The 23,801-nt window shown below is 29.9% G+C and carries 21 protein-coding genes; 16 read left to right on the top strand and 5 right to left on the bottom strand.

Annotated features, from left to right (window positions below):
• The 6 genes from rplI (at position 1) to rlmD (ending at position 5,583) form a co-directional block, all read left to right on the top strand.
• A complete protein-coding gene (gene rplI / locus C820_RS14290; RefSeq protein WP_004036527.1) occupies positions 1 to 447 on the top strand; it encodes a 50S ribosomal protein L9 in 447 nt (148 codons plus the stop codon).
• Between the two features lie 16 nt (positions 448 to 463).
• The gene (dnaB, locus tag C820_RS14285) at positions 464 to 1,813 is read left to right on the top strand and encodes a replicative DNA helicase (RefSeq protein ID WP_004036528.1); all 1,350 of its coding nucleotides are present in this window, start codon (positions 464 to 466) and stop codon (positions 1,811 to 1,813) included.
• A gap of 473 nt (positions 1,814 to 2,286) precedes the next feature.
• Entirely contained in the window at positions 2,287 to 3,228 is a 942-nt protein-coding gene (locus tag C820_RS14280; RefSeq protein WP_004036530.1) for a 3'-5' exoribonuclease YhaM family protein, read from the top strand.
• 18 nt (positions 3,229 to 3,246) lie between these two features.
• The gene (locus tag C820_RS14275) at positions 3,247 to 3,582 is read left to right on the top strand and encodes a hypothetical protein (RefSeq protein ID WP_004036531.1); all 336 of its coding nucleotides are present in this window, start codon (positions 3,247 to 3,249) and stop codon (positions 3,580 to 3,582) included.
• Between the two features lie 13 nt (positions 3,583 to 3,595).
• Complete coding sequence (locus tag C820_RS14270) at positions 3,596 to 4,195, top strand: CRISPR-associated protein Cas4 (protein WP_004036533.1); 600 nt, start codon at positions 3,596 to 3,598, stop codon at positions 4,193 to 4,195.
• Positions 4,192 to 5,583: a 23S rRNA (uracil(1939)-C(5))-methyltransferase RlmD gene (rlmD, locus tag C820_RS14265; protein ID WP_004036535.1), complete on the top strand. Its 1,392-nt coding sequence runs from the start codon at positions 4,192 to 4,194 to the stop codon at positions 5,581 to 5,583. Before C820_RS14270 ends, rlmD begins: the two co-directional genes overlap by 4 nt.
• Before the next feature lie 132 nt (positions 5,584 to 5,715).
• Here the strand turns inward: rlmD and mcrC are convergent, their stop codons facing one another.
• The 4 genes from mcrC to C820_RS14245 form a co-directional block, all read right to left on the bottom strand.
• The gene (mcrC, locus tag C820_RS14260) at positions 5,716 to 6,774 is read right to left on the bottom strand and encodes a 5-methylcytosine-specific restriction endonuclease system specificity protein McrC (protein ID WP_035296218.1); all 1,059 of its coding nucleotides are present in this window, start codon (positions 6,772 to 6,774) and stop codon (positions 5,716 to 5,718) included.
• Positions 6,764 to 9,193, bottom strand: coding sequence for an AAA family ATPase (locus C820_RS14255; RefSeq protein WP_004036539.1), 2,430 nt, complete (start codon positions 9,191 to 9,193; stop codon positions 6,764 to 6,766). The genes mcrC and C820_RS14255 overlap by 11 nt, the downstream gene beginning before the upstream one ends.
• Positions 9,194 to 9,346: 153 nt before the next feature.
• Entirely contained in the window at positions 9,347 to 10,423 is a 1,077-nt protein-coding gene (locus tag C820_RS14250) for a PIN/TRAM domain-containing protein (protein WP_004036541.1), read from the bottom strand.
• A 35-nt stretch (positions 10,424 to 10,458) separates the two neighbouring features.
• Positions 10,459 to 10,941: a CarD family transcriptional regulator gene (locus C820_RS14245; protein WP_004036543.1), complete on the bottom strand. Its 483-nt coding sequence runs from the start codon at positions 10,939 to 10,941 to the stop codon at positions 10,459 to 10,461.
• A gap of 802 nt (positions 10,942 to 11,743) precedes the next feature.
• Between C820_RS14245 and ispD the strand changes: the two genes are divergently transcribed.
• The 10 genes from ispD (at position 11,744) to guaA (ending at position 23,063) form a co-directional block, all read left to right on the top strand.
• Positions 11,744 to 12,448 (top strand): 2-C-methyl-D-erythritol 4-phosphate cytidylyltransferase, encoded by a 705-nt coding sequence (gene ispD / locus C820_RS14240; protein ID WP_004036544.1) that lies wholly within the window; start codon positions 11,744 to 11,746, stop codon positions 12,446 to 12,448.
• A gap of 2 nt (positions 12,449 to 12,450) precedes the next feature.
• Positions 12,451 to 12,915 carry a ribonuclease HI gene (gene rnhA / locus C820_RS14235; protein WP_004036545.1) on the top strand — a complete coding sequence of 155 codons (465 nt, stop codon included), beginning with the start codon at positions 12,451 to 12,453 and terminating at the stop codon, positions 12,913 to 12,915.
• A gap of 133 nt (positions 12,916 to 13,048) precedes the next feature.
• Positions 13,049 to 13,249: a cold-shock protein gene (locus C820_RS14230; RefSeq protein ID WP_004036546.1), complete on the top strand. Its 201-nt coding sequence runs from the start codon at positions 13,049 to 13,051 to the stop codon at positions 13,247 to 13,249.
• Positions 13,250 to 13,450: 201 nt separating this feature from the next.
• Positions 13,451 to 15,277 carry a translational GTPase TypA gene (gene typA / locus C820_RS14225; RefSeq protein WP_004036547.1) on the top strand — a complete coding sequence of 609 codons (1,827 nt, stop codon included), beginning with the start codon at positions 13,451 to 13,453 and terminating at the stop codon, positions 15,275 to 15,277.
• 26 nt (positions 15,278 to 15,303) lie between these two features.
• Positions 15,304 to 16,938 (top strand): putative polysaccharide biosynthesis protein, encoded by a 1,635-nt coding sequence (locus C820_RS14220; protein ID WP_004036550.1) that lies wholly within the window; start codon positions 15,304 to 15,306, stop codon positions 16,936 to 16,938.
• A 171-nt stretch (positions 16,939 to 17,109) separates the two neighbouring features.
• Complete coding sequence (locus C820_RS14215; protein ID WP_004036552.1) at positions 17,110 to 18,825, top strand: bifunctional diguanylate cyclase/phosphodiesterase; 1,716 nt, start codon at positions 17,110 to 17,112, stop codon at positions 18,823 to 18,825.
• Between the two features lie 24 nt (positions 18,826 to 18,849).
• Positions 18,850 to 19,158: a hypothetical protein gene (locus C820_RS14210; RefSeq protein ID WP_004036553.1), complete on the top strand. Its 309-nt coding sequence runs from the start codon at positions 18,850 to 18,852 to the stop codon at positions 19,156 to 19,158.
• Positions 19,159 to 19,420: 262 nt separating this feature from the next.
• Positions 19,421 to 21,100 carry a Na/Pi cotransporter family protein gene (locus C820_RS14205; RefSeq protein WP_004036555.1) on the top strand — a complete coding sequence of 560 codons (1,680 nt, stop codon included), beginning with the start codon at positions 19,421 to 19,423 and terminating at the stop codon, positions 21,098 to 21,100.
• Positions 21,084 to 21,317 (top strand): hypothetical protein, encoded by a 234-nt coding sequence (locus tag C820_RS14200; protein ID WP_156801422.1) that lies wholly within the window; start codon positions 21,084 to 21,086, stop codon positions 21,315 to 21,317. Before C820_RS14205 ends, C820_RS14200 begins: the two co-directional genes overlap by 17 nt.
• Positions 21,318 to 21,524: 207 nt before the next feature.
• Positions 21,525 to 23,063, top strand: a complete 1,539-nt coding sequence (guaA, locus tag C820_RS14195) for a glutamine-hydrolyzing GMP synthase (protein ID WP_004036558.1) — start codon at positions 21,525 to 21,527, stop codon at positions 23,061 to 23,063.
• A gap of 196 nt (positions 23,064 to 23,259) precedes the next feature.
• Here guaA and C820_RS14190 read toward each other — a convergent pair whose 3' ends face one another.
• Positions 23,260 to 23,718, bottom strand: coding sequence for a helix-turn-helix domain-containing protein (locus C820_RS14190; protein WP_004036563.1), 459 nt, complete (start codon positions 23,716 to 23,718; stop codon positions 23,260 to 23,262).
• Positions 23,719 to 23,801 lie beyond the last annotated feature (83 nt).

Below are 23,801 nucleotides of genomic sequence, written 5' to 3'. Positions count from 1 at the left end.
ATGAAAGTAATATTGTTAGAAGATGTAAAAAGTGTTGGTAAAAAAGGAGAATTAGTAAATGCAAGCGATGGCTATGCAAAAAACTTTTTGTTTCCTAAAAAACTTGCTGTTGAAGCAACAAAATCAAATTTGAATGATTTTGAATTAAAACAAAAATCAGAAGCAAAAAGAAAAAAAGAAGAATTGGAACAAGCACAAAATATGGCAAAAGAATTAGAAAATAAAACAGTTACTGTAAAAGTAAAAACAGGAGAAAATGGTAAATTGTTTGGTTCTGTTACAAATAAAGAAGTTGCAGAAGAAATTGTAAAACAAACAGGTATGCAAATTGATAAAAAGAAAGTATCTATAGGTGATCCTATTAAAATGGTAGGAGAAAGAACTGCTGTGATTAAATTGCATCCAAAAGTATCAGCAGAGATTACAATTAAAATTGTAGAAGCATAATAAAGGAGGAATAGAGGTGGAGGAAAAGCAACAAACTGCTGTAAATTTTCAAAATGTGCCACCTCATGATGATACCGCAGAACAGGCAGTATTAAGCTGTATGTTTTTGGATAGAGAGGCGGTAGCGGCAGCATTGGAAATATTGAGAGCAGATGACTTTTATCGCCCAGATAATAAAATGGTGTTTGAAGCAGCAGAAGCATTGTTTTCATCAGGTATTCCTGTAGATGTAGTAACTATAAAAAATAAATTAGAAGAAAAACAAGTATTTGAACAAATTGGAGGATTACCCTTTATTGTATCTATTTCTACGGCAGTAGGTAATTCTGTTAATGTAAAGCATTATGCTCATATTGTAGAAGAAAAAGCACTTTTACGTCGACTGATTAAAACAGCAGGAGAAGTTTCTCAAATTAGCTATGAAGCAAAAGAAAATGTTAGTTTTATTATGGAAAAGGCGGAAAAAGGAATATTCGATATTATACAAAACCGCCGTACAGAGGAATTTGTAAGCATTAGAGATATTACAGTAAATGCTTTTGAAAAAATAGAAGAAGTATATCGCAATAAAGGAAAAGTAACAGGCATTGCAACAGGTTTTACAGATTTTGATGCCAAAACAGCAGGACTACAAAAATCGGATTTAATATTGCTTGCAGCAAGGCCTTCTATGGGTAAAACAGCATTTGCACTGAATATTGTTCAAAATGTAGCAATTAGGGGAAATGTACCTACTGCTATTTTTTCATTGGAAATGTCAAAAGAACAGTTAGTAAATAGAATGCTTTGTTCTGAGGCAATGCTAGATGCTCAAAAAATGAGAACAGGAGAATTAGAAGAAAAAGATTGGATAGTATTAATTGAAGCTATGGGGCCTCTTTCTGAAGCACCTATTTATATAGATGATACACCAGGTATTTCTCCTATAGATATTCGTTCTAAATGTAGAAGGTTGAAATTAGAAAAGGGCTTAGGACTAATTGTAATTGACTATTTACAGCTTATGAGCGGCAATGGCAGAAATGACTCTAGACAACAAGAAATTTCAGAAATTTCTCGTTCTTTGAAGGCGATTGCGAGAGAAATGGACGCTCCTGTAATAGCATTAAGCCAGTTAAGTCGTGCTTGTGAACAAAGAGCTGACCATAGACCAATGCTTTCAGATTTAAGAGAGTCTGGTGCAATAGAACAAGATGCTGATATTGTAGCATTTTTGTATAGAGATGAGTATTATTTTCCTGAAACTGAAAAAAAAAATCAAGCAGAATTAATTATTGCAAAACAAAGAAATGGCCCTACAGGTACAGTAGAATTAACTTGGCTAGGACAACATACAAGATTTGCAAATTCTACTTATACAAGATAAATAAAAAACCGTCATATATTGGCGGTTTTAGCGTGTCGATAAAGTCGACACGCTAAGTCGAAAACAGGTTTTCGACTTGTTTAAATAATAGAAGTATAAACAGCTTGTTCCATAGGCTTAAAAGCCTTGAAACTCGCTGTTTTCCTCAGGCGGGCAAAGCTCGCCTTGCGGATTAAAATGGGGAGTTGCACTCCCCATACCCCTTGCTTTTTACGGCAGAATAAGGTTTTTTGACAGACTGAAACCGTCATATATTGGCGGTTTTTTGTTTTGTAAAAATATAAATTTCAATATTTTGGAAAATATTAAATATTTTTAATATTTTTGGAATATACTACTAAAAAGGCGTATTTTATTTTTGCAATGTGTCATAAAATAGAGTATAATAAGAAAGAATGTATGTTTTTTTAGAAATAGTTGTAATAATGATATAAATAATAGTATAGTATATATTTTAGGAGGAAAACAAAATAATGAGATATATAAATGAATTAAAAGAAGGAGAGTCTGTTATAGGGCATTACCTTTGCAAAAGTAGACAATCTTTAAAATCCAGAGCAGGAAAAACCTATTTATCTTTAAAATTGCAAGATAAAACAGGAATGGTAGATGCAAAAGTTTGGGATATGACAAATGACATTAAAACATTTGAAGAAAATGAATATATTAAAATAGATGCAACAGTAGTGACTTATCAAAATGATATTCAATTAAATGTAAAAAGAATACGACGTAGTATGGAGGGGGAATATGACCCAGCAGATTATATTCCTTGTACAGAAAAAAATATTGAAGAAATGTATCAAAAATTGATGTCTTATATTAAAACGATAGAAAATCCTTATATTAAAAAATTGTTAGAAGCTATTTTTTATAAACACCCTATTGTGAGCAAACAGTTTAAAACACATTCTGCTGCCAAAAGCGTACATCATAGCTATATGGGCGGTTTGTTAGAGCATACACTTTCTGTAACAGAAATATGTGACTTTGCAGCACCACGTTATAAATATGTGAATAGAGATATTTTAATTGCTTCGGCTATGCTACATGATGTAGGAAAACTGATAGAACTTTCAGAATTTCCAGAAAATGACTATACAGATGATGGACAACTATTAGGACATTTGATGATAGGTTCTGAACTAATAAAAGATACTGCTTCTGATATAGAAGGTTTTCCTAAAACATTAGAAAGTTTGTTAAAACATTGTATGATTTCTCATCATGGAGAATATGAATATGGTTCTCCTAAATTGCCTAAAACAATAGAGGCTTTTATACTGCATTGTGCAGATAATTTAGATGCTAAAACGAAAGTATTTGAGGAAATGATAGACAATAACAGTAATCAAGGAAATTGGGCAGGTTATCACAAAATGCTTCAAAGAAATATCAGAAAATCCGAATATTAACAAGGAAGGAATATCGCAATGAAATTAAAATGGGATAGAACAACAATATCTGCCTCAGAGGTTAATCGATATACCTATTGTCCTTATCAGTGGTATTTTGAACGTTATTATGGAAGAAGCAAATTATTTCAGATGTCAAAAACAAAAAAGGCAGAAGTAAAACTTGTTCAGTCACAGAAAACGAAATCAAAAACGACAGCGGCAAAAACAAGAGATGCCCATTTTGCAAGAGGGCGTGCTTATCATGCCAAAGAATATCAAAATTTTAGAAGAAAACAGAAAATATTTCTTTTTTGTTTTACAGCAATCATCATTATTTTAATTGTTTGTGTATTCATTTTATTAATAAAATAAGGACGGGGTGATTATGCTTCTTTTAAAAGATATGGATTGGATTTTTTCCTATGTACCTTTTGTATTACTTTTTTTTCTTTGGCTGAAAGAACAGTGTTGGATATTGAGAAAAAGAAAAAAAAGACAAGGATTTTTAGGCTATAAATTGATATATGCTGACCAAAAAGGAAATAAAAGAGAAAAGGACTTTGGAAAGTTGCTATATTCTAAAAAATATGATATACAAGGAAAACCTGATTATATTTTTCAAAAAAGATTAGGTAATGCAATAATACCTGTAGAAATTAAAAGCGGAAGTATTAAAGAGGATAATTTTCCTCATCCAGGAGATAGAATGCAGCTTGCTACTTATTTTTTGTTGATAGAAGATGTATACGGTGTACGTCCTAAATATGGTAGATTGGTATATAAAGATTATATGTTTGATATTAAAAATACTATAGCAATTAGAAGAGAAGTACGCAGAACATTGGCAAATATGAGAAAAATGCTTCATACAGGAGAAGGAAAAGCAAATTGTAGTGTTGCAAGTTGTAGATATTGTGTTTGTAAGGGTACAGTTTGCCCTTATTGGCAAGTACCAAAACAAAGAAAGGTGAAGAAAGCGGAATGAGTAAAAAAACAGTACTGGAAAATGTACCTGTAGAAAAAAATAAATGTTATACTATGATAATAGATGATTTAGGAAGCGAAGGAGAAGGTATAGGAAAAATAGAGGGTTTTGCTATATTTGTAGAGGGAGCATTACCTCAAGAAGAAATTGAGGTTTTAATTGTAAAAGTAAAAAAGAATTTTGCTTATGGTAAATTAATAAAAATATTAAAGCCTTCTTTTCAACGTGTTTCGCATTTGTGTGATGTTGCTTCAAAATGTGGAGGGTGTCAGTTGCAACATTTGAGCTATGAGGGACAGTTAGAATATAAAACAAAAAAAGTAGAAATGGCATTAAAAAAAATAGCACAGTTAAATACTGTAGAAGTTTTGCCTGCATTGGGAATGGAATATTGCTGGAGATACCGAAATAAAGTGCAATTTCCTGTAGCAAAGCATAACGAAAACTTAGAAATAGGATTTTATGGAAAAAGAAGTCATAGAATTATTGATACACAAAAATGTTTTTTACAACATGAAATAAGCGATAAAATTATTGAAATAGTAAGACAATTTTTGCAACAATATCATATTGGTATTTATGATGAAAAAATTCATAAAGGGCTTGTACGCCATATATTGGTAAAAATAGGATTTTATACAGGTCAGATTATGGTTTGTATAGTGATAAATGGTAGAGAATTACCTCATAAAGAAATATTGATACAACAATTACAATGTATAGAAGGTATGACAAGTATTGTATTAAATATTAATAGAGAAAAAACAAATGTGATATTGGGAAATCAAAATCATGTAATATGGGGAAAAGAGTTTATTGTAGATACGATTGGAGAATTAGAATTTGAAATTTCTCCATTGTCATTTTTTCAAGTAAATCCTGTGCAAACAAAAAAACTTTATCAAAAGGCATTAGAATTTGCTCAATTGAATGGATATGAAACTGTTTTAGATTTGTATTGTGGTATTGGTACAATGTCTTTATTTTTTGCAAAAAAAGCAAAATATGTAGTAGGCTGTGAAATTGTAGCAGAGGCAGTAGAAGATGCCAAAAGAAATGCCAAAAGAAATCATATTGAAAATGTGGAATTTGTGCAGGGAGCAGCAGAAAATGTACTACCTGTACCAGCAGATGTAGTAGTGTTAGACCCTCCCAGAAAAGGCTGTGATGAAAGAGTTCTAAATACAATATTAAAGATTAATCCTAAAAAAATAGTTTATGTTTCTTGTGATCCTGCAACAATGGCAAGAGATATTAAAATATTAGTACAACAAAATTATTGTGTAAAATTAGTACAACCTGTTGATATGTTTCCTCATAGTATTCATGTTGAAACAGTTGCACTGCTTTTTCGAAATGAAACAGATGATAAAGTCAGAACAATTTAAAAAAAGTAAAAAATAAACTAATATAACAGTTTTAAATTAAACTATATGATGTGAGAATTAATCATAAAATGGTCTATATTTGACCATAGTATTGCGTTTTCTTACTATTATGTATGTTAAAGAAAACGCATACTACTTTTTAAAGTAGGAAGTAACTATGTTGTCTAATTGTTTTGCTATTATTTTAAAATCTGTATTTAAGTCTAATGTTTTTATTTCAATTTGATTGCCACCTATATGAAAAGTAAAATTTGGAGTGATGTCTTCTTCTGTTTTAGCATACAACAATATTCCTGAAACATTGCCTGTGTTGTTTTTATCTTGATTTTTTACATAAGCAAAAATTTGATATAAATTTGTAGAATGTAATTTGTATTTATCATAATGTTTTTGAAGTATATGACTGTAATATTTTGCATCAATAATTACAGTTTTATCATGAAGACAAAGCATTACGTCTGTTTGCATTATAGGAAGAAAACAAGTCATTGATTTATCATTTTGCATTGTTAAATTCCATTTTATTTGAGCAGGCTTTATTTTTGATAAATAGCTATGATGATAGCGATAATATTCTAGTATAAATTTTTCATATAATTTTGCCATATGCTCCTCTGAAAAATTTATGATATGATATTTTCCTTTTTCAGTAGTCTGCAACATTCCGTGCAATACAAAATAACAAATATTTAAAAGCATTTCATAATTTTTATTATTATGTTGATAATGGAGCTGTTGCCATTTTATTTTTGATGGTTCTAATAGAGTAATATCATTAAAAAATATCAATAATTTATTTAATGCAGTTCTGTATTTATTTGATAAATTTTTATCTTTTATAATAAAATATATAGTAGTTTTTAATATCTGATTATATAAATTATTTTCAGATAATTCATCAAATTCACAATATAATTTTTGTCTTTTTTGCATTTTATTATGTAGTGTTTGTGAAACATTTAATTTTCCACGTAATACAGATAATGTTTCATATTGTGTAATATACTCATAATAAAGTCCTCGTTTTAATTGTTGCGCTATGCCTTTTGAAAGTATTGCAGCAAATAAATCTTGTGTTTTTTCAAATTTTTCAGAAGCAATTTTATTATAATTATTTTGTTTTAAAATAGGAAATACATAACACAACATATAATATATATTTTTTATAAGTATTGACTTATCATTTGTCATCAAAAACACCACGCAAATTTTTTTTCCATCGTTCTAAATTTTCTGTTTCATCAAACCAATATTCTGACAGCATGGGTATGATGTCAAATTCTACAATAGAACGTAACCAGTCTGTAGTACAATGTTGTGCTTTTTCATCACAGAAATAACTATGACCTATTTGAAATCCACGCCCTAAAGAAGCATCTGAAATAATTTCTTTATTTAAAAGCTTTATTTGCTCTATGAGGGCATCAAACGTTTTATTTGCTATTTTATGCTGATAATTTTGAAATCCTTCTGAATAATATGCAGGTTCTATTTCAAAAAAACTAAATCGTCTTCTCAAAGCATAATCCATTATAGCTAGGCTACGGTCTGCTGTGTTCATCATGCCTATAATATATAAATTTTCTGGTACTGAAAATGAAATATCATTATAAGATAAAGTAATTGCTGTATCACGATAATCTTTTTCAATTAACATAAGCAGTTCACCAAATATTTTGCTAATATTACCTCTATTGATTTCATCAATAATAAAAAAATACGGTTTATATTTATGTTCTGAAGCTTCAACACAAAAACGATAAAAAGTGCCTTCTGTCAATTTAAAATCAGCACCACATGGACGATAGCCCATTATAAAATCTTCATAAGAATAATTTTGATGAAATTGAACCATTTTAATTCTACTGTCGTCTTGTTCTCCCATAATTGTGTAAGCGAGTTTTTTAGCAATAAATGTTTTTCCAACACCTGGAGCACCTTGTAATATAATATTTTTTTTGTTTTTTAATAATGCCTCAAGCATAGTATAACGTTGTTCTGTCATATAAACAGCAGCTAAAAAGTCCTGTTTCGTATATTTTGAAATAGCAGTATTTTCTGTATTATGAAAAAGTGAATGTAATGATATATCAAAATATGGCTTTAATATCAACTTTTCAAATAAATCTTGTTCTGCTTCACTTATTTTTATGCAAGTAGAATTATTATTTGGTGTCCACCATTTTTGAGTACCTTTATAAGCTGAAGTATCTTTTGATTTTGCTATAATACAATATTCTCTTTCATACCATTCATTTTGAATTTCTTTATTGGGTACAGCCTTTTCGCTAATGAACTGCCCCAATAATTGTATGCTATTTCCATAACATAAATAAAAGAAATCTCCTTTTTTAATGGTATTGATAAAGTCTTGCCCTTGTTTAACTTTTGATGTACCTTTAGCTTTTGTATTACTATGAACAACTACAACATTTCGCTTTTCAAATATTATTTTGTTTTGATTTGAAATACCAGTTGCTTCTGTACCATGGCTGATTTTCCAAATTGCTGGTTTAGAATTTGAATATAAAGGAATATATGACAAATCTGTTTTATCTAATGCTTTATCTAATTCATAACGTAGTTTCCAAATAAAACAACCTTCTGTAGTATTATTTGCTTTTTTTCCAATGTAAAGTATTGGCCACCATTTAGTATGGCATTGTTCCGTTGTAATAATAGGACATTGTGTTTTTTCAGCAATACGACGAGCTAAAGTAAAAGAGTTTACATTATAAAAATTAGGACTTTCACCATATTTTTCAGAAAGTTGTTTACAAGTAGCTTGCCCACCATAATCTTTTATTCTTTTTACAATTTGAAGTGCTGCTAAATTAAATATAGAACTGTCCTGTAAAAGTTCTGACCATTTTTCTATAGAAATTTCAGGAGTATAATTTTGAGGAAACCAATGTTCTGGTTGGCTTTGTTCTAAATAAAGTTTACTCAAATAAAAGCCAAAATCAATTGTACAAGTTTTTAGATAAGGGTCAGTATAACAATCATCAGTAATTATATTTTGAAGTATTGACTTTATTTCAGTATCTTTTTGAATAATATCACAAATTTCATCATACATACAAAATCCATTTATTAAATTGTTTATAGAGCCATTATGTTTTAGTTCATAATTACTGTTTAATTCTGTAGCAACATTTTTATAAATAGTATATTTATAAATGTAATATTTATCTGGAAACATTAACCAAATATATACACTAATAGTATATATATTTTGAAAGTGATTTTTCCATGTACCATCATCATATTTTTGTCTAATAGTTTCAGAAACATTTTGGAATAATTCAATACGTTCTGAAAGAGAGTAATTTTCATTAAATAACTTACGAAACATTTGACGAACTGTTTCAGCATCAACTTTTGCAAAAGCTATTATCATTACTCTAGGATAAAAATTTTTTGATGTAAGTAAATTACCTGTTTTAGCTGTAGCATATTCAAACATTTCAGCAAAATTTTTTGCTTCTATATTCCAATGGGACTGAAAATGTTTTATTGCTTCCCATTTGTATTTTTCGTTGTTCCAATGACTATAAAAATGCTTTTTATATTCTGTAAGTATTATTTTTAGTTTATCTATATCAATCATTTTATTTCTCCCAAATTAATGATTACTTTAAAGAAACAATTAAAATTAAACAGTATTATATCATGAAGTATTATTTCTATCAATTATAAAATCCCCTTTTTTATATAAACTATATAAAAAAAGGGGATAAAATATATTTTTATTGTGTTGTAATTATGAAACAGCCATTGCAATTTTAGTAAATATCATTCTACCTGCTGCTGTTTGTAAAACACTTGTCACAACAACATTTTTTGTTTCACCAATAAAACGGTTGCCACCTTCTACAACAATCATAGTACCATCATTTAAATAGCCAATACCTTGTCCGTTTTCTTTTCCTGCTTTTATAACAGTTACTTGCATTTCTTCTCCTGGTAACACAACTGGTTTAATTGCATTTGCTAATTCGTTAATATTTAAAACACGAACACCTTGAAATTCTGCTACTTTGTTTAGATTGAAATCATTTGTTACAACAAAAGCGTCCATTTTTTCGCCCATTTTTAATAATTTTGTATCTACTTCTAATGCTTCTTTTGGGTCATAGTCTACAATTTCTACTGGAACAGAAAGCTGCTTTTGAATTTCATTAAGTATATCTAATCCACGTCTTCCTCTGTTTCTTTTTAAGGAATCAGAAGAATCGGCAATATGACGTAGTTCTTCTAAAACGAAATTAGGAATTAATATTTTTCCTTCAATAAAACCCGTTTGAAGTAAATCTAATATTCTTCCATCTATAATAACACTAGTATCTAATATTTTAGGTCTGCCATGTGCAATAATATTTTTTTTAGAGTCAGGATTTGCCAATACATTTTTTAGATTACTTACATTGATTTCATCTTTCTTTTTACGAGCAACACGAAACCCCAAAAAACCAAGCACAATATTTAATAATATAATAATGCCTGTTCCCAAAGGTCCAAAGCCATTAAATGCAATACCAATTAAATTCGCTATAGCAAGTCCTATAATACAACCCAGTAAACTAAAACTTAATTCCTTTAAGTTCATTTTAACTAGTTTTTCTTCTGTCTTTGCCATTTGTGTCATAATTTTATTTGTGACAGCAGAAGAAAAAATAAAATAAAAAATAAGGCCAAGTACAATAGAAATCACCACAGGCACGTAAAATGGTACAATGCGGTTTAGACGAAATAAGTCCAGCAGATACAACAAATGAAATATCGCAAAAAATGCTGCTGTAACAATTAAACTAATTACAATTCCCAATAATCTTTTCACTATATCACCTCCCCCATAATAGTGTTATTAAGATATTAACAATTTAATACTAAATTTGCAAGTAATTCTTCTGCTTTTTCTGTATCAATTTCATAAGAACATATAATTTCACTTAAAACAATTTGCTTTGCTGTATTTAACAATTTTTTTTCTATATTAGAAAGTTTTTTTCTTTTTTCTCTTTCATTTAGATTTTTTACAACTTCTGTAACCATATCTAATTTACCAGTTTTTAATTTTTCCAAATTATCTTTGTAACGTAAGCTCCAATTTTCTGGCATGATAATTTTTTTTGCACCAACATATTCTAATGCTTTTACAACTTCTTCTTTGTTTGATACAGCCCTTACACCGAGTTGTTCTGATTTATTTGCAATTAAGCGAATTTTTAAATTATTTTTAGGAATTTGTATAATATAATACATTTCTAATTTTGTTCCGTGAAAATCTTGTTCAATACTTTCCACAACGCCAGCACCATACATAGGATAAACCACTTTTTCACCAATTTGAAACATAAAAAATCTCCTTTCTGTCATTACTACTGTTTTTGTTAAGTATGTACAAAAACGATTTAAAAAATACAAAAAAGCAGTACAGTTTTACTGTTTGCTGCCTGTAAACTGTTTATCAATTTCTCTTTTGTGATGGAAGGGCTTAGGACATTGTTTCAATTTTTTTGATTTTTATAAAAATAAATGGAACAAATCTCTTTTATTTTATCATACAATAGTTTATCAGATATTAGTTAAATTCATATAATATATAAGTAATAGTCGCTAACTAATATAATGAAAGGTCGCTTGATATGGGTAAATTATAAATTAAATTTACAATATTTTTGACTTCTAATGAACTTTTTTGTAGCAAAATAATAACCCACGTATAGTATTTACAAAAAAATTATGAAATACTAAATGTACAGTTTTACTGTTTCCTGTTTTTCTCCATATTTCACACCCCAATTTAAAATCTCTTTGTTTTAGAATAACATAATTTTGCAAAAAATGCAAAACATTCATTTTAGCAATATTTCATAGTAAAGTCAATACTTAAAAAATGAATATATCTAAATATATATTATATTATAATAAAATAATACAGACAATGTACAAAAAAAGCGTTTTTACAAAGTGAATATTGTTAAGTATTGACAAAAATAAATATTATCGTATAATTATAGTAAAAATTGAATGTAAGAATAGCACATTTATGAAAAATAATATAAATAATAGCCCTTGTACTTTGTGCAGGGCTTTTGTTTTGGAGTAGTAACATCAAAAAAATAATGGTATTGTTTTTATTTGTAAGGAGAATAACATGAATATTAAAAAATATTGTACTGCAGTAATACCAGCAGCAGGAACAGGTATTCGTATGGGTACAAAAATAAAAAAACAATTTTTAAAATTGGGAGAAAAAGAAATTATTGCTTTTACTATAGAAAAATTTGAACAATGTAAAGAAGTTGATGAAATTGTTTTAGTAACAGCAAGTGATACAATAGAATTACTTTGGAGCATTGTAAAAAGAGAAGGTTTTCAAAAAGTATCTACTATAGTAGAGGGAGGAAAAGAACGTCAACATTCCGTATATGCAGGAATTTGTGCAGCAAATAATAAAACAGAAATTATAGTAGTACATGATAGTGTTCGTCCTTTTGTAGAGATAGAGGATATTAAAAAAACGATTATAACAGCACAACAAAAAGGAGCTTGTGTATTGGGTGTCAAAGCAAAAGATACTGTTAAAATTTGTAATACAGAAAATGAAATTGTAACAACACCACAAAGAAATCTTGTTTGGTATATACAAACACCTCAAGCATTTCAAAAAGATTTATTACTAAAAGCATTTGAAAAAGCAGAAAAAGAAAATTTTATAGGTACAGATGAGTCTATGCTTGTAGAAAGAGATGGCAATGTTGTGTTCGTAATAGAAGGACATTATGAAAATATAAAAATTACGACGCCAGATGATATAGTGATAGCAAAAGCATTTTTAAAAAAAGAAAAGGAGAAATGATATTGAAATCAGTTACAATATATACCGATGGTGCATGCTCAGGCAATCCAGGTGCAGGAGGATATGGCACAGTACTTTTATATGGCAGTGCAAGAAAAGAATTGTCACAAGGGTATCAATTAACAACAAATAATCGTATGGAGGTACTAGCAGTAATAAAAGGCTTAGAAGCATTAAAAGAACCTTGTGAGGTTGCATTATATAGTGACTCTAAATATGTAGTAGATGCTATTGAAAAGGGTTGGCTAAAAAAATGGAAAGAAAATAATTGGAAAAGAAATAAAAAGGAAATCGTATCAAATATTGATTTGTGGCAAAGATTGTTACCATTATTAGAAAAACATAAAGTAACATTTATATGGGTAAAAGGTCATGCAGATAATGTAGAGAATGAAAGATGTGACTTTTTGGCAAGACAAGCTATTTCAAATGGAAATTTAAAAAATGACACAAATTATACCCTATAAATTAGAAAAAAAGATAAATATTGGAAAATATTAACTTTTTGCAGAAATATTTATTGACAGAATAGAAAATATATGGTACTATTAAATACGTTATATAAGTAAGCATTTTTTATTTACGTAGGAGGATTTTAACATGAAAAAAGGTACAGTAAAATGGTTTAATGCAGAAAAAGGTTTTGGTTTTATTTCCGTACCTGGAGAAGATGATGTGTTTGTACATTTCTCTGCTATTCAGGCAGAAGGTTACAAAACACTTGAAGAAGGCCAGGAAGTAGAATTTGAAGTTGTTCAAGGAGCAAAAGGTCCTCAGGCAGCTAATGTAACACGTGCTTAATCAATTATCGTATAGTTCATAGATGCTTTTGCATTGAAATATATATATAAATTAGGTTATGCTCTTATTGCCTTTCATATTTATTATGAAAGGCTTTTTATATTGATTTTGTGTTGCGGTTTTGTATACCATGTGGTAAAATATAGAGAATTTTATACAATATTTATAGAATTTTCAATAATAAAGAGGAGCTAATGAAAAATGGAACAAAAAATAGGACAAATTAGAAATGTTGCAATTATTGCCCATGTTGACCATGGCAAAACAACATTAGTAGACCAATTATTAAAACAGAGCGGCATATTTCGTTCTAATCAAGTAGTACAAGAAAGAGTTATGGACAGCGGAGATATTGAAAGAGAACGAGGTATTACAATATTATCAAAAAATACAGCAGTACATTATGGAGATATTAAAATTAACATTATTGACACACCAGGCCATGCTGATTTTGGCGGAGAAGTAGAACGTGTATTAAAAATGGTAGATGGTGTTGTACTTGTAGTAGATGCTTTTGAAGGCGCTATGCCACAGACAAAATTTGTGTTAAGGAAAGCATTAGAATTGAATTTGCCTGTTGTAGTATGCGTAAACAAAGTTGACCGCCCAGAAGCAAGGCCAAAAGAAGTAATTGATGAAGTGTTAGAATTATTTATTGAATTAGATGCAAATGAAAATCAACTAGACTCTCCTTTTGTTTTTGCATCTGCAAGAAGTGGTGTTGCAACATTAGATTTAGAAGAACAAGGAAAAGATATGATACCTCTTTTTGAAACGATTATAAAACACATTCCTGCACCAAGCGGAGATTTACAAGCACCATTACAGGCTTTAATTTCTACAATAGACCACAGCGAATATGTTGGAAGAATTGGTATAGGTAAAATTGGAAATGGTACGATACGTGTAAATGATGAAGTAGTTATTGTAAATATTCATAATCCAGAGATGCAGAAAAAAGTAAAAATTACAAAATTGTATACATTTGAGGGATTGCAAAGACAGGAAGTAAAACAAGCAGGTGTTGGTGAGATTGTAGCTATTTCAGGTATGGAAGATATTATGATAGGAGATACTATTTGTTCTCCAGAAAAGCCAGAAGCATTACCATTTGTGAAAATTTCAGAACCAACAATATCAATGAATTTTTCAGTAAATGATAGTCCATTTGCAGGAACAGAAGGGAAATTTGTAACATCAAGACACATTCGTGATAGATTATATAAGGAATTAAATACAGATGTTAGTTTGCGTGTAGAAGATACAGATACACCAGAATGTTTAAAAGTTTCTGGACGTGGAGAATTACATCTTTCTATACTCATTGAAACATTAAGAAGAGAAGGATTTGAATTTCAAGTTTCAAAACCAGAAGTACTTTTTCATGAAGAAAATGGTAAAAAATTAGAACCTATGGAAAATGTAACAATAGATGTGCCAGAAGAATTTGTTGGTAATGTCATTGAAAAGCTGGGAAGTAGAAAAGGAGAAATGACAAATATGTATCCATCAAAAGGAGGATATACTCGTTTAGAGTTTAGTATTCCTGCAAGGGGATTGATTGGATATAGAAATGAATTTATGACAGATACTAAAGGAAATGGTATATTAAATTCTGTTTTTGATAGTTACCAACCATATAAGGGAGAAATCCCTATTCGTTCACAAGGTTCTCTTGTTGCTTTTGAAGATGGAGAAGCGATTACCTATGGGCTGTATAATGCACAAGAAAGAGGAGATTTGTTCATTGGTGCAGGAGTGAAAGTATATGCGGGTATGATAGTAGGTCGTAATGCAAGAGCAGAGGACATGGACATCAATGTCTGCAAAAAGAAACAGTTGACAAATACAAGAGCATCTGGTTCTGATGATGCTTTAAAATTAACACCACCGATACAAATGTCATTAGAACAATGTCTTGAATTTATAAATGATGATGAACTAGTAGAAGTAACACCGCTAAATTTGCGTATGAGAAAAAAAGTATTAGATGCAGGATTGAGAAGAAAGATACGTATTCATGGATAAAAATGTATTATGATTGAGGTGCTTTTATGGTGAAGAAAAAAAGTGGTTCTTTTGTAAAACAAGCAGCAATATTGGCTTTTGCAAGTATTATGGTAAGATTTTTAGGATTTTTATATCGTATTCCTATGACAAACATGATTGGGGATACAGGCAATGCCATTTATAGTGCAGGTTATTATATTTATACATTTTTATTGATATTATCTTCAGCAGGACTGCCTGCTGCTATTTCAAAAATGGTTTCAGAACGTTTAGCAGCAGGAGAATATCGTAATGCTCATAAAGTATTTCAAGTTTCGTTGTTAGTTTCTGGAATGCTTGGATTTTTATTTATGATATTGATGCTTGTATGTGCAAAGAAAATGGCTTTTTTTCTGAGTGATGATGGAAGCAGCTATTATTGTATATTGACATTATCGCCTACTATATTAATTGTGGCAATTATGTCTGCATATAGAGGTTATTTTCAAGGTATGAATACTATGTTGCCAACTGCACTATCTCAAATAGTAGAACAAATATTTAATGCTTTTTTTAGTGTTTATTTAGCCTATGTTTTATTAGGCTATGGCGTAGATAGAGCAGCAGGAGAAAAAAATATTATTATGGGAGCAGCAGGAGGCACAGCAGGTACAGGAATAGGTGCACTTGCTGGTCTGATTGTCATTATGTTTTCTTATACACTTTTGAAGCCAGTAGTATACAAAAAAACAAAATATGATAGAAATAAAGAAACAGCAGAAACAGGTACAGAAATTGCAAAAATATTACTAAATACTGCTGCACCCATTATAGCAGGTACAGCAGTATTTAGTATGACAAATTTAATTGATATGGTTATGGTACAAAAAATATTAATCAATATAGGGCATACACTAGAAGAAGCAAAAGCTCTATATGGACAGTTGTCTGGAAAATATGTAACACTGACAACATTACCAATATCTATATCTACAGCAGTAGCAACTGCAACTATACCAAGTATTGCAGCATCTATGAGATTACATCAAAAAAAAGATGTGAAAAGAAAAATGAATATGACATTACGTGTGTCTATGATTATTTCTGTTCCAGCAGGTGTTGGATTAGGTGTACTAGGAAATCAAATTATACAAATGCTTTTTCCAAAAGCACCAGATGGTGGTATGTTATTAATTGTAGGCTCTGTATCTATTATATTTTTAGCATTGTGTCAAACTGTAACAGGCGTTTTGCAAGGCATTGGCAGAGTAAAAGTTCCTGTTGCAGGAGCAATATTAGGTGCGATTGTAAAAATAATATTAAATGCTTTGTTAATTAGAATACCTTCTATTAATGTTCTGGGAGCAGTTTTGTCTACAACAGGCTGTTATGCAGTAGCTTCTATATTTAATTTAGCTATGCTATCTCATATTATGAGGGTACGTATTGATTTATTAGCTTCTTTGTTTAAACCTCTAATTGGTTCAGCAGTTATGGGAGGCGTTTGTTTTGCTGCCTATAAAGCTCTTTTTGCATTTTTAAATAGTAATACTGTTGCTACAATTATAGCTATTTTTATTGCTGTAATAGTATATGGTCTTGTTATGCTTTTGATTGGTGGCATCAAAGAAGATGACTTAAGAGCAATGCCTATGGGAACAAAATTAGTACGTATATTTAAAATGTATGGTTTAATATAAAAAAAAGAAAAATTTTTGAATAAAATTATATTACAATATTTGCAGCTTTTCATTTTCATAGTGTAATTTTTAATGTCTAGGTATAAAAATGATTGAAATAAATTATGAAATATGCGATAATAAATTACAACAATAATATTGAAATGGAAAGTTACAGAGGAGGTGTTTTTTTTGCAAAGAGAGCAAGACAGACAAGCGAAATTAAGACCATATATTGAAATATTATCTTTTTGGGGAGAAAGCATAGAGGATTATTTATTTGTATTAGATGTAGAACAACAACAGTTTTATTTTTCCTCTTGTATTTGGGAAAAATATCCTTTGCCTTTTTTAGATATTTCTTTCGGTATAGAAGACTGGATTTCTGTAATAGATGTTAGAGATAGAAATAGAGTAGCTGAAAAATTAGAGGAAATTAAAAATGGTCAAACAGACCAAATTTCTCTGGAACATCGTATGATTGATAGAAAAGGAGTATCTGTATGGGTAAACTGTATAGGTAAGTGTGTTTCTTATGAAGAAGGAAAACCAAGTATTATTGCAGGAAGTATTTCAGAAAATGTAGTAAGTAAAAAAATAGACCAGTTGACAGGACTGCAAAATCAAACTGTTTTAGAAAAAATATTTCAAGACGCATTTCAAAAAAATGAAACAGGTTATTTTTTAATGTTGGGCATAGACGACTTTAAAAACGTAAATGATAAATATGGTAGAAAATATGGAGATGAACAACTTAAAAAACTTGCTGAAATTATAGATAAAAACTTAGATTATGATAGTCAACTTTATCGTTTAGATGGTGATAAATTTGGTGCGAATTTAGTAGGATACACAAAAGATAGTGCAAAAGCATTTTATGATAGAATAAAAACAGACTTTTCTATTCAAACATATAGTACTGTTTCAGCAGGTGCAGTAGGCTATCCTATGGACGTGAATAACTATCACAATTTATATCAATATGCAGAAGATGCGTTAAATCAGTCAAAACAGCAAGGAAAAAATAAACTTTCTTTCTTTTCTATAGATAATTATAAAGGGCATCTTTTCTTTATTGACTTAAAAGAGGAGATATTAGAAAGTATTAAAAATAATTTTGAAGGATTTTATATTTATTATCAACCAGTTGTAAAAAATGAAGATGGAACACTTGTAAAATCAGAAGCATTGATGCGTTGGCGTTCTAAGCAATACGGTGAAATTAGTCCTGTAGTATTTATTCCTATATTAGAGCAGACAGGGTTAATATTAGAGGCAGGAAAATGGATATTAGAAAAAGCAACAAAACAATGCTATCAATGGAGAGAATTTTTGCCTAATTTCCGAATGAATATTAATTTATCATACATACAATTAAAAGATAAAAGACTAATGGAAATTGTGTTTGATGCTTTAAAAAAGGCAAATCTTCCAGGAAGTGCTATTATATTAGAAGTAACAGAAAGTATACAATTACAAGACTATTCTTATTTTAATTTACTTTTTTATCAATTAAATAAAAAAGGAATACAAATTTCTATAGATGATTTTGGAACAGGTTATTCTAGTCTTGGTTATTTGAAAGAATTAAGAGTTGATGAAATCAAAATTGACAGATGTTTTGTAAAATCTATACAAGAGGGTGGATATAATTCTCATTTAATTAAAAATATGATTGAATTAGCACATAGTGTAAATATTCGTGTTTGTGTAGAAGGTGTAGAAACTATTGAAGAACGTACTGTGTTACAAAAACTATCTCCAGATGTAATACAAGGATTTTATTTTGGAAAACCAGAAACGCCAGATATATTTTATGAAAAATTCATAACAAAAGCAAAAGCAGGGCAACCTATTGTAGATGATGGAGAGAGAAAAGTTGTTTCTGAAAAGAATAATTTGTTGTAAAAAAATAGCCAAAATTATTTAAATTTGTTAGATGAATTAGATGATATTATATATGTATGTGATGTGGAAACATATGAATTATATTACATCAATAAATTAGGAAAAAAATTAACAGGTGTATATGATTATACAGGAAAAAAATGTTATGAAGTATTTCAAAGAGGAGAAGAAGGCTGTTCTGACTGCAAAAAAGACTGTTTAGAACAGGGAACATTTCGTACAAAAATTAAAAAAGAAAAAAATGTTGAGTTTTTAATAAAAGAAAAATTAATTACTTGGAATGGAAAGCCAGCACGTCTGCAAATTGTAGCAGATAATAGCATGAAAATGTAAATTTAAAAGATTTTAATGAAAAAAGAGGTCTTTGAAAAAAGACTTCTTTTTTTTGAAATAAAAAAAGAGATTTTGTACAATATAAATAAAATGATACCAAAAAAAAATATTAATATGTTATAATTTTTGTTATATTCTGTTAAATCTATGTTAATACTGTTGAATTTTAGAAATAGAAATGATACATTGAATTTGTTTCAAGGTATTTTTATAGCAAGGAAAAGGAAAAAGGTGGGGATTTTTACAAGTAAAGGAGGAACATATGAATTACGTAGACATTATCATTTCATTTGTAGGTGGTTTGGCACTATTTATTTATGGTATGCAAATTATGGCACAAGGTTTGCAAAATGCTGCTGGTTCTAAAATGAAACAGCTTTTGAAAGCATTGACGCAAAACAAAGTGATGGGTATTTTACTTGGTACAATGGTAACAGCAATTATACAAAGTTCTTCTGCAACTACAGTAATGGTAGTTGGTTTTGTCAATGCAGGATTGATGGACTTAACGCAATCTATGAGTGTAATTATGGGTGCAAATATTGGTACTACTGTAACAGGTTGGCTCGTTTCCAGTGTGGAGTGGGCAAAATTTTTAAGCCCAGCAGTAATTGCACCAGTAGTTGTTATGGTTGGTGTAATCATTATGATTACTGCAAAAAAAATGGCACATAAAGAAATATCATCTATTATAATTGGATTTGGTGTATTGTTTATAGGAATTGAAATGATGTCTAATGCAGTATATCCTTTGAGAGAGTCAGAAGTATTTAAAACACTTTTTGTTACATTAGGAGATAGTCCGCTTTTGGGTGTTTTAGCAGGTGCTGTAGTAACAGCAATTATACAAAGTTCTTCTGCATCAGTAGGTATATTGCAAACATTAGCAGCATCTGGATTAGTACCATTTAATGCTGCGGTATATATCATTATGGGACAAAATATTGGTACTTGTATTACAGCTATGCTTTCTGGTATTGGTGCTAGTAAAAATGCAAAATGTGCTTCTTATATGCACTTATTGTTTAATATAACAGGTACATTTTTGTTTAGTGCTTTGAGTATACTGTATTTTAAAATAATAAATCCTCAAATGGGATTAGGCCCTATTTCACAAACGGAAATCAGTATAGTGCATACTATATTTAATATTGCAACAACTGCACTTTTATTCCCATTTTCTGGTTATATTATTAGCATAGCGAAAAAATTAAACCATGTAGAAAATGAAGAAGTAGAAGCAGACGAAAGTAAATTAGTACACTTAGACGACCGTTTATTAGAAACACCAAGTTTTGCAGTACAAAGTGCAGTATTAGAAGTAGTTCGCATGGGATATATTGTAGAAAAAAACATTGATACTTCTCTAAAAGCACTATTGGAACGTGATCATGAACAAATAGAAAAAGTACGAAAAAGAGAAGTAACAATTAATAATCTTTGCAATAGTATTTCTGATTATCTTGTAAAAATTTGTAATACACACATTAATCAGTCAGAAAATTCTACTGTAACATCATTATTAGCTGTTATCACAGATATGGAAAGAGTAGGCGACCACTGTAAAAATTTAGCTGCTTGTGCAGAAGCATTAGAAAGAGATAAAGTATTTTTTTCTGACTCAGCAGTAGAAGAATTACTTCAGATGATAGAAACAACCAAAAAAAGTTATGATAGTGCTTTAAAAGCGTTGGAATATTCTGACACAACTTATGCTTATGAAACAGTAAGAGTAGAAGATGTTGTAGATGATATGGAGGATAAGCTAAGAGCGGGTCATATTAATCGATTAGCAAATAATTTGTGTAATGTTCGTTCAGGAGTAAGATATTTAGATACACTGACCAATTTGGAACGTATTTCTGATCATGCTATGAATATTGCACAAGTAGTGATAAATGAAAATAGAAAAGCAAAACATTTCCATGAAGCAACAGAATAATATTGCAAAACAAACAAATACTATTGTTGAGGTGATGACAATGGCAAAAAAGAATAAATATAAAAGACAAGCACAATATAATAGTGATGTTTCAGGAAGTGATTTATATCAAATTCGTCAAAATTCTCAATATGATTTAGAAACTGGAAAAGCAGAACCAGATAATAATATTTTTTGGCAAGAAAGAAGTAATCCATTAAGTAGTAAAGGAAATTAAAAAAAACCTCCTTCTCTATATCACATAGAGAAGGGGGGTTTTTACTATTTATGTTGCAGTAAATTATAGTAAAATTGATGATATTTTTTCTTTTATATTGTATAAATTTGTTTGCTGTGGTATGATATTAATAATAATTTGCCGTAATACCGTTTACGGCATTTTTCCTTTTAAAAAGAGTAGATGTATAAAAAATGGAGGACGAAAATGAACCAAGAATTAATTATAGTATTGGATTTTGGCGGTCAGTATAATCAGTTGATTGCTAGACGCGTCAGAGAACATCATGTATATTGTGAAGTTGTGCCTTGGAATAAATCTATAGAAGAAATTAAATCAAAAAATCCAAAGGGAATTATATTTACAGGTGGTCCTAATAGCGTGTATGAACAAAATGCTCCTCGCTGTTCTGAAGAACTATTTCAGCTAGGTATTCCTGTATTAGGTATTTGTTATGGTTGTCAGCTTATGGCCTATACATTAGGTGGAAAAGTTGGAAATGCTGGTGCAAAAAGTGAATATGGTAAAGCAGAAGTAACTTTTGATACTTCTAGTAAATTACTAAAAGGAATTAATGAAAATGAAATTTGTTGGATGAGCCATACAGATTATGTTACTGAATTGCCAGAAGGATTTAAAATAATTGGAAAAACAGCTACTTGTCCTTCTGCTGCTATAGAATGTGAGCAAAAAAGATTTTACGCTGTACAGTTTCACCCAGAAGTAAATCACACTCCAAAAGGTTCTCAAATGATTTATAATTTCTTATATGAAATATGTGGTTGCACTGGACAGTGGACTATGACAAATTATATTGAAGACCAAATAAAATCTATTCGTAATTTAGTTGGAGAGGGAAAAGTGCTTTGTGCTCTTTCTGGAGGAGTGGACTCTAGCGTTGTTGCAGCACTTGTTTCAAAAGCGGTAGGAAAGCAGTTAACTTGTGTTTTTGTAGATAATGGTCTTATGAGAAAAAATGAAGGTGATGAAGTAGAGGCTGTTTTTAGTAACTTATTTCATTCTCATTTTATTCGTGCAAATGCTCAACAAAGATTTTTACATAAATTAAAAGGCGTGACAGAACCAGAAACAAAACGTAAAATAATAGGAGAAGAATTTATTAGAGTATTTGAAGATGAAGCTAAAAAAATTGGTAAAGTAGATTATCTTGTGCAAGGTACTATATATCCTGATGTAATTGAAAGTGGTTTAGGGGATAGTGCTGTAATTAAATCTCATCATAATGTTGGAGGACTACCTGACGTTGTAGATTTTGAAGAGTTAATTGAACCTTTAAGATTACTTTTTAAAGATGAAGTTCGTCAAATGGGTATAGAATTAGGATTGCCTGATACGCTTGTATGGCGACAACCTTTTCCAGGTCCAGGTCTTGGTATTCGTGTCATTGGTGAGGTGACAGAACAAAAACTTGAAATATTGAGAGAGGCTGATGCTATTTTTAGAGAGGAAATTGCAAATGCAGCATTAGAACGTAGTATTAATCAATATTTTGCTGTGATTACAGATATTAGAAGTGTAGGAGTTATGGGCGATTTTAGAACATATGATTATACTATTGCTTTACGTGGTGTTACAACAACAGATTTTATGACTGCTGATTGGGCTAGAATACCTTATGATGTTTTGGATAAAGTTTCTAGTAGAATTGTAAATGAAGTCAAACACGTAAATCGTATTGTTTATGATATTACAAGTAAACCCCCAGCAACAATTGAGTGGGAATAATTAAAATTTTTTTGAAACCTACATAAACAGCGGGTTTCAGAAATTTTAAAAGGGCGTTTGATAACAATTTGATAACATTTGTAAAAAGGCATTTACTCATCAGCAAGCAAGTGGCTGTCGAGTGCCTATAAAAAAGAATAAGTGGTCTTACCAAATAAATGAATTAATTTGGTAAGACTTTTTTTGTTGTCAAAAGTTATTTGTTATTTTTTCCCATATTAGGATAGTTGTATCGCCATTGGTCGTACTGCTCTTTTGTGATTTCACCAGAAGCTAATTTTGCCCTTTGAGATTGCCAAGCAGAAATCATGTCAAACATGGAAAGGTAGGTTGTCCCTTTGTTTTTATCAAGGCGAATACAAAGTTCTCCATTGATTTCATCAGCGTACAGACCGTAAATGTCTTCCATTGCAAAAAGTGTGTGCAGAAGTCCGATGTAGCTGTCAATATCAGGAACAGCAAGTGCCTGAGGGGATACCTCAAAAACTTCTGCTAATGCGTTCAAATATTTTTCTTTGGGACTGCGAACACCTTTTTCATATTGAGCAATGCGGACATCTGCCTGCATATCGTTAAATCCTAATAGTTTGCCTAAATATTTTTGTGTAAAGCCATGTAATAATCTAAAATGGTGTATTCTTTCTCCTATTGCCATAATTCTATCTCCTAACAAATGTTGATAATTCAGTATAACATAAAAGTGTGGCAATAATCAATAAAAAAAATAATACAAAAAAG

It is taken from the genome of Clostridium sp. MD294 (assembly GCF_000364165.2).
Classification (GTDB): Bacteria; Bacillota; Clostridia; order Lachnospirales; family Anaerotignaceae; genus Coprocola.
Note: the sequence above shows the minus strand (reverse complement) of the source record. Positions and strands in the feature narration are given on the sequence as shown.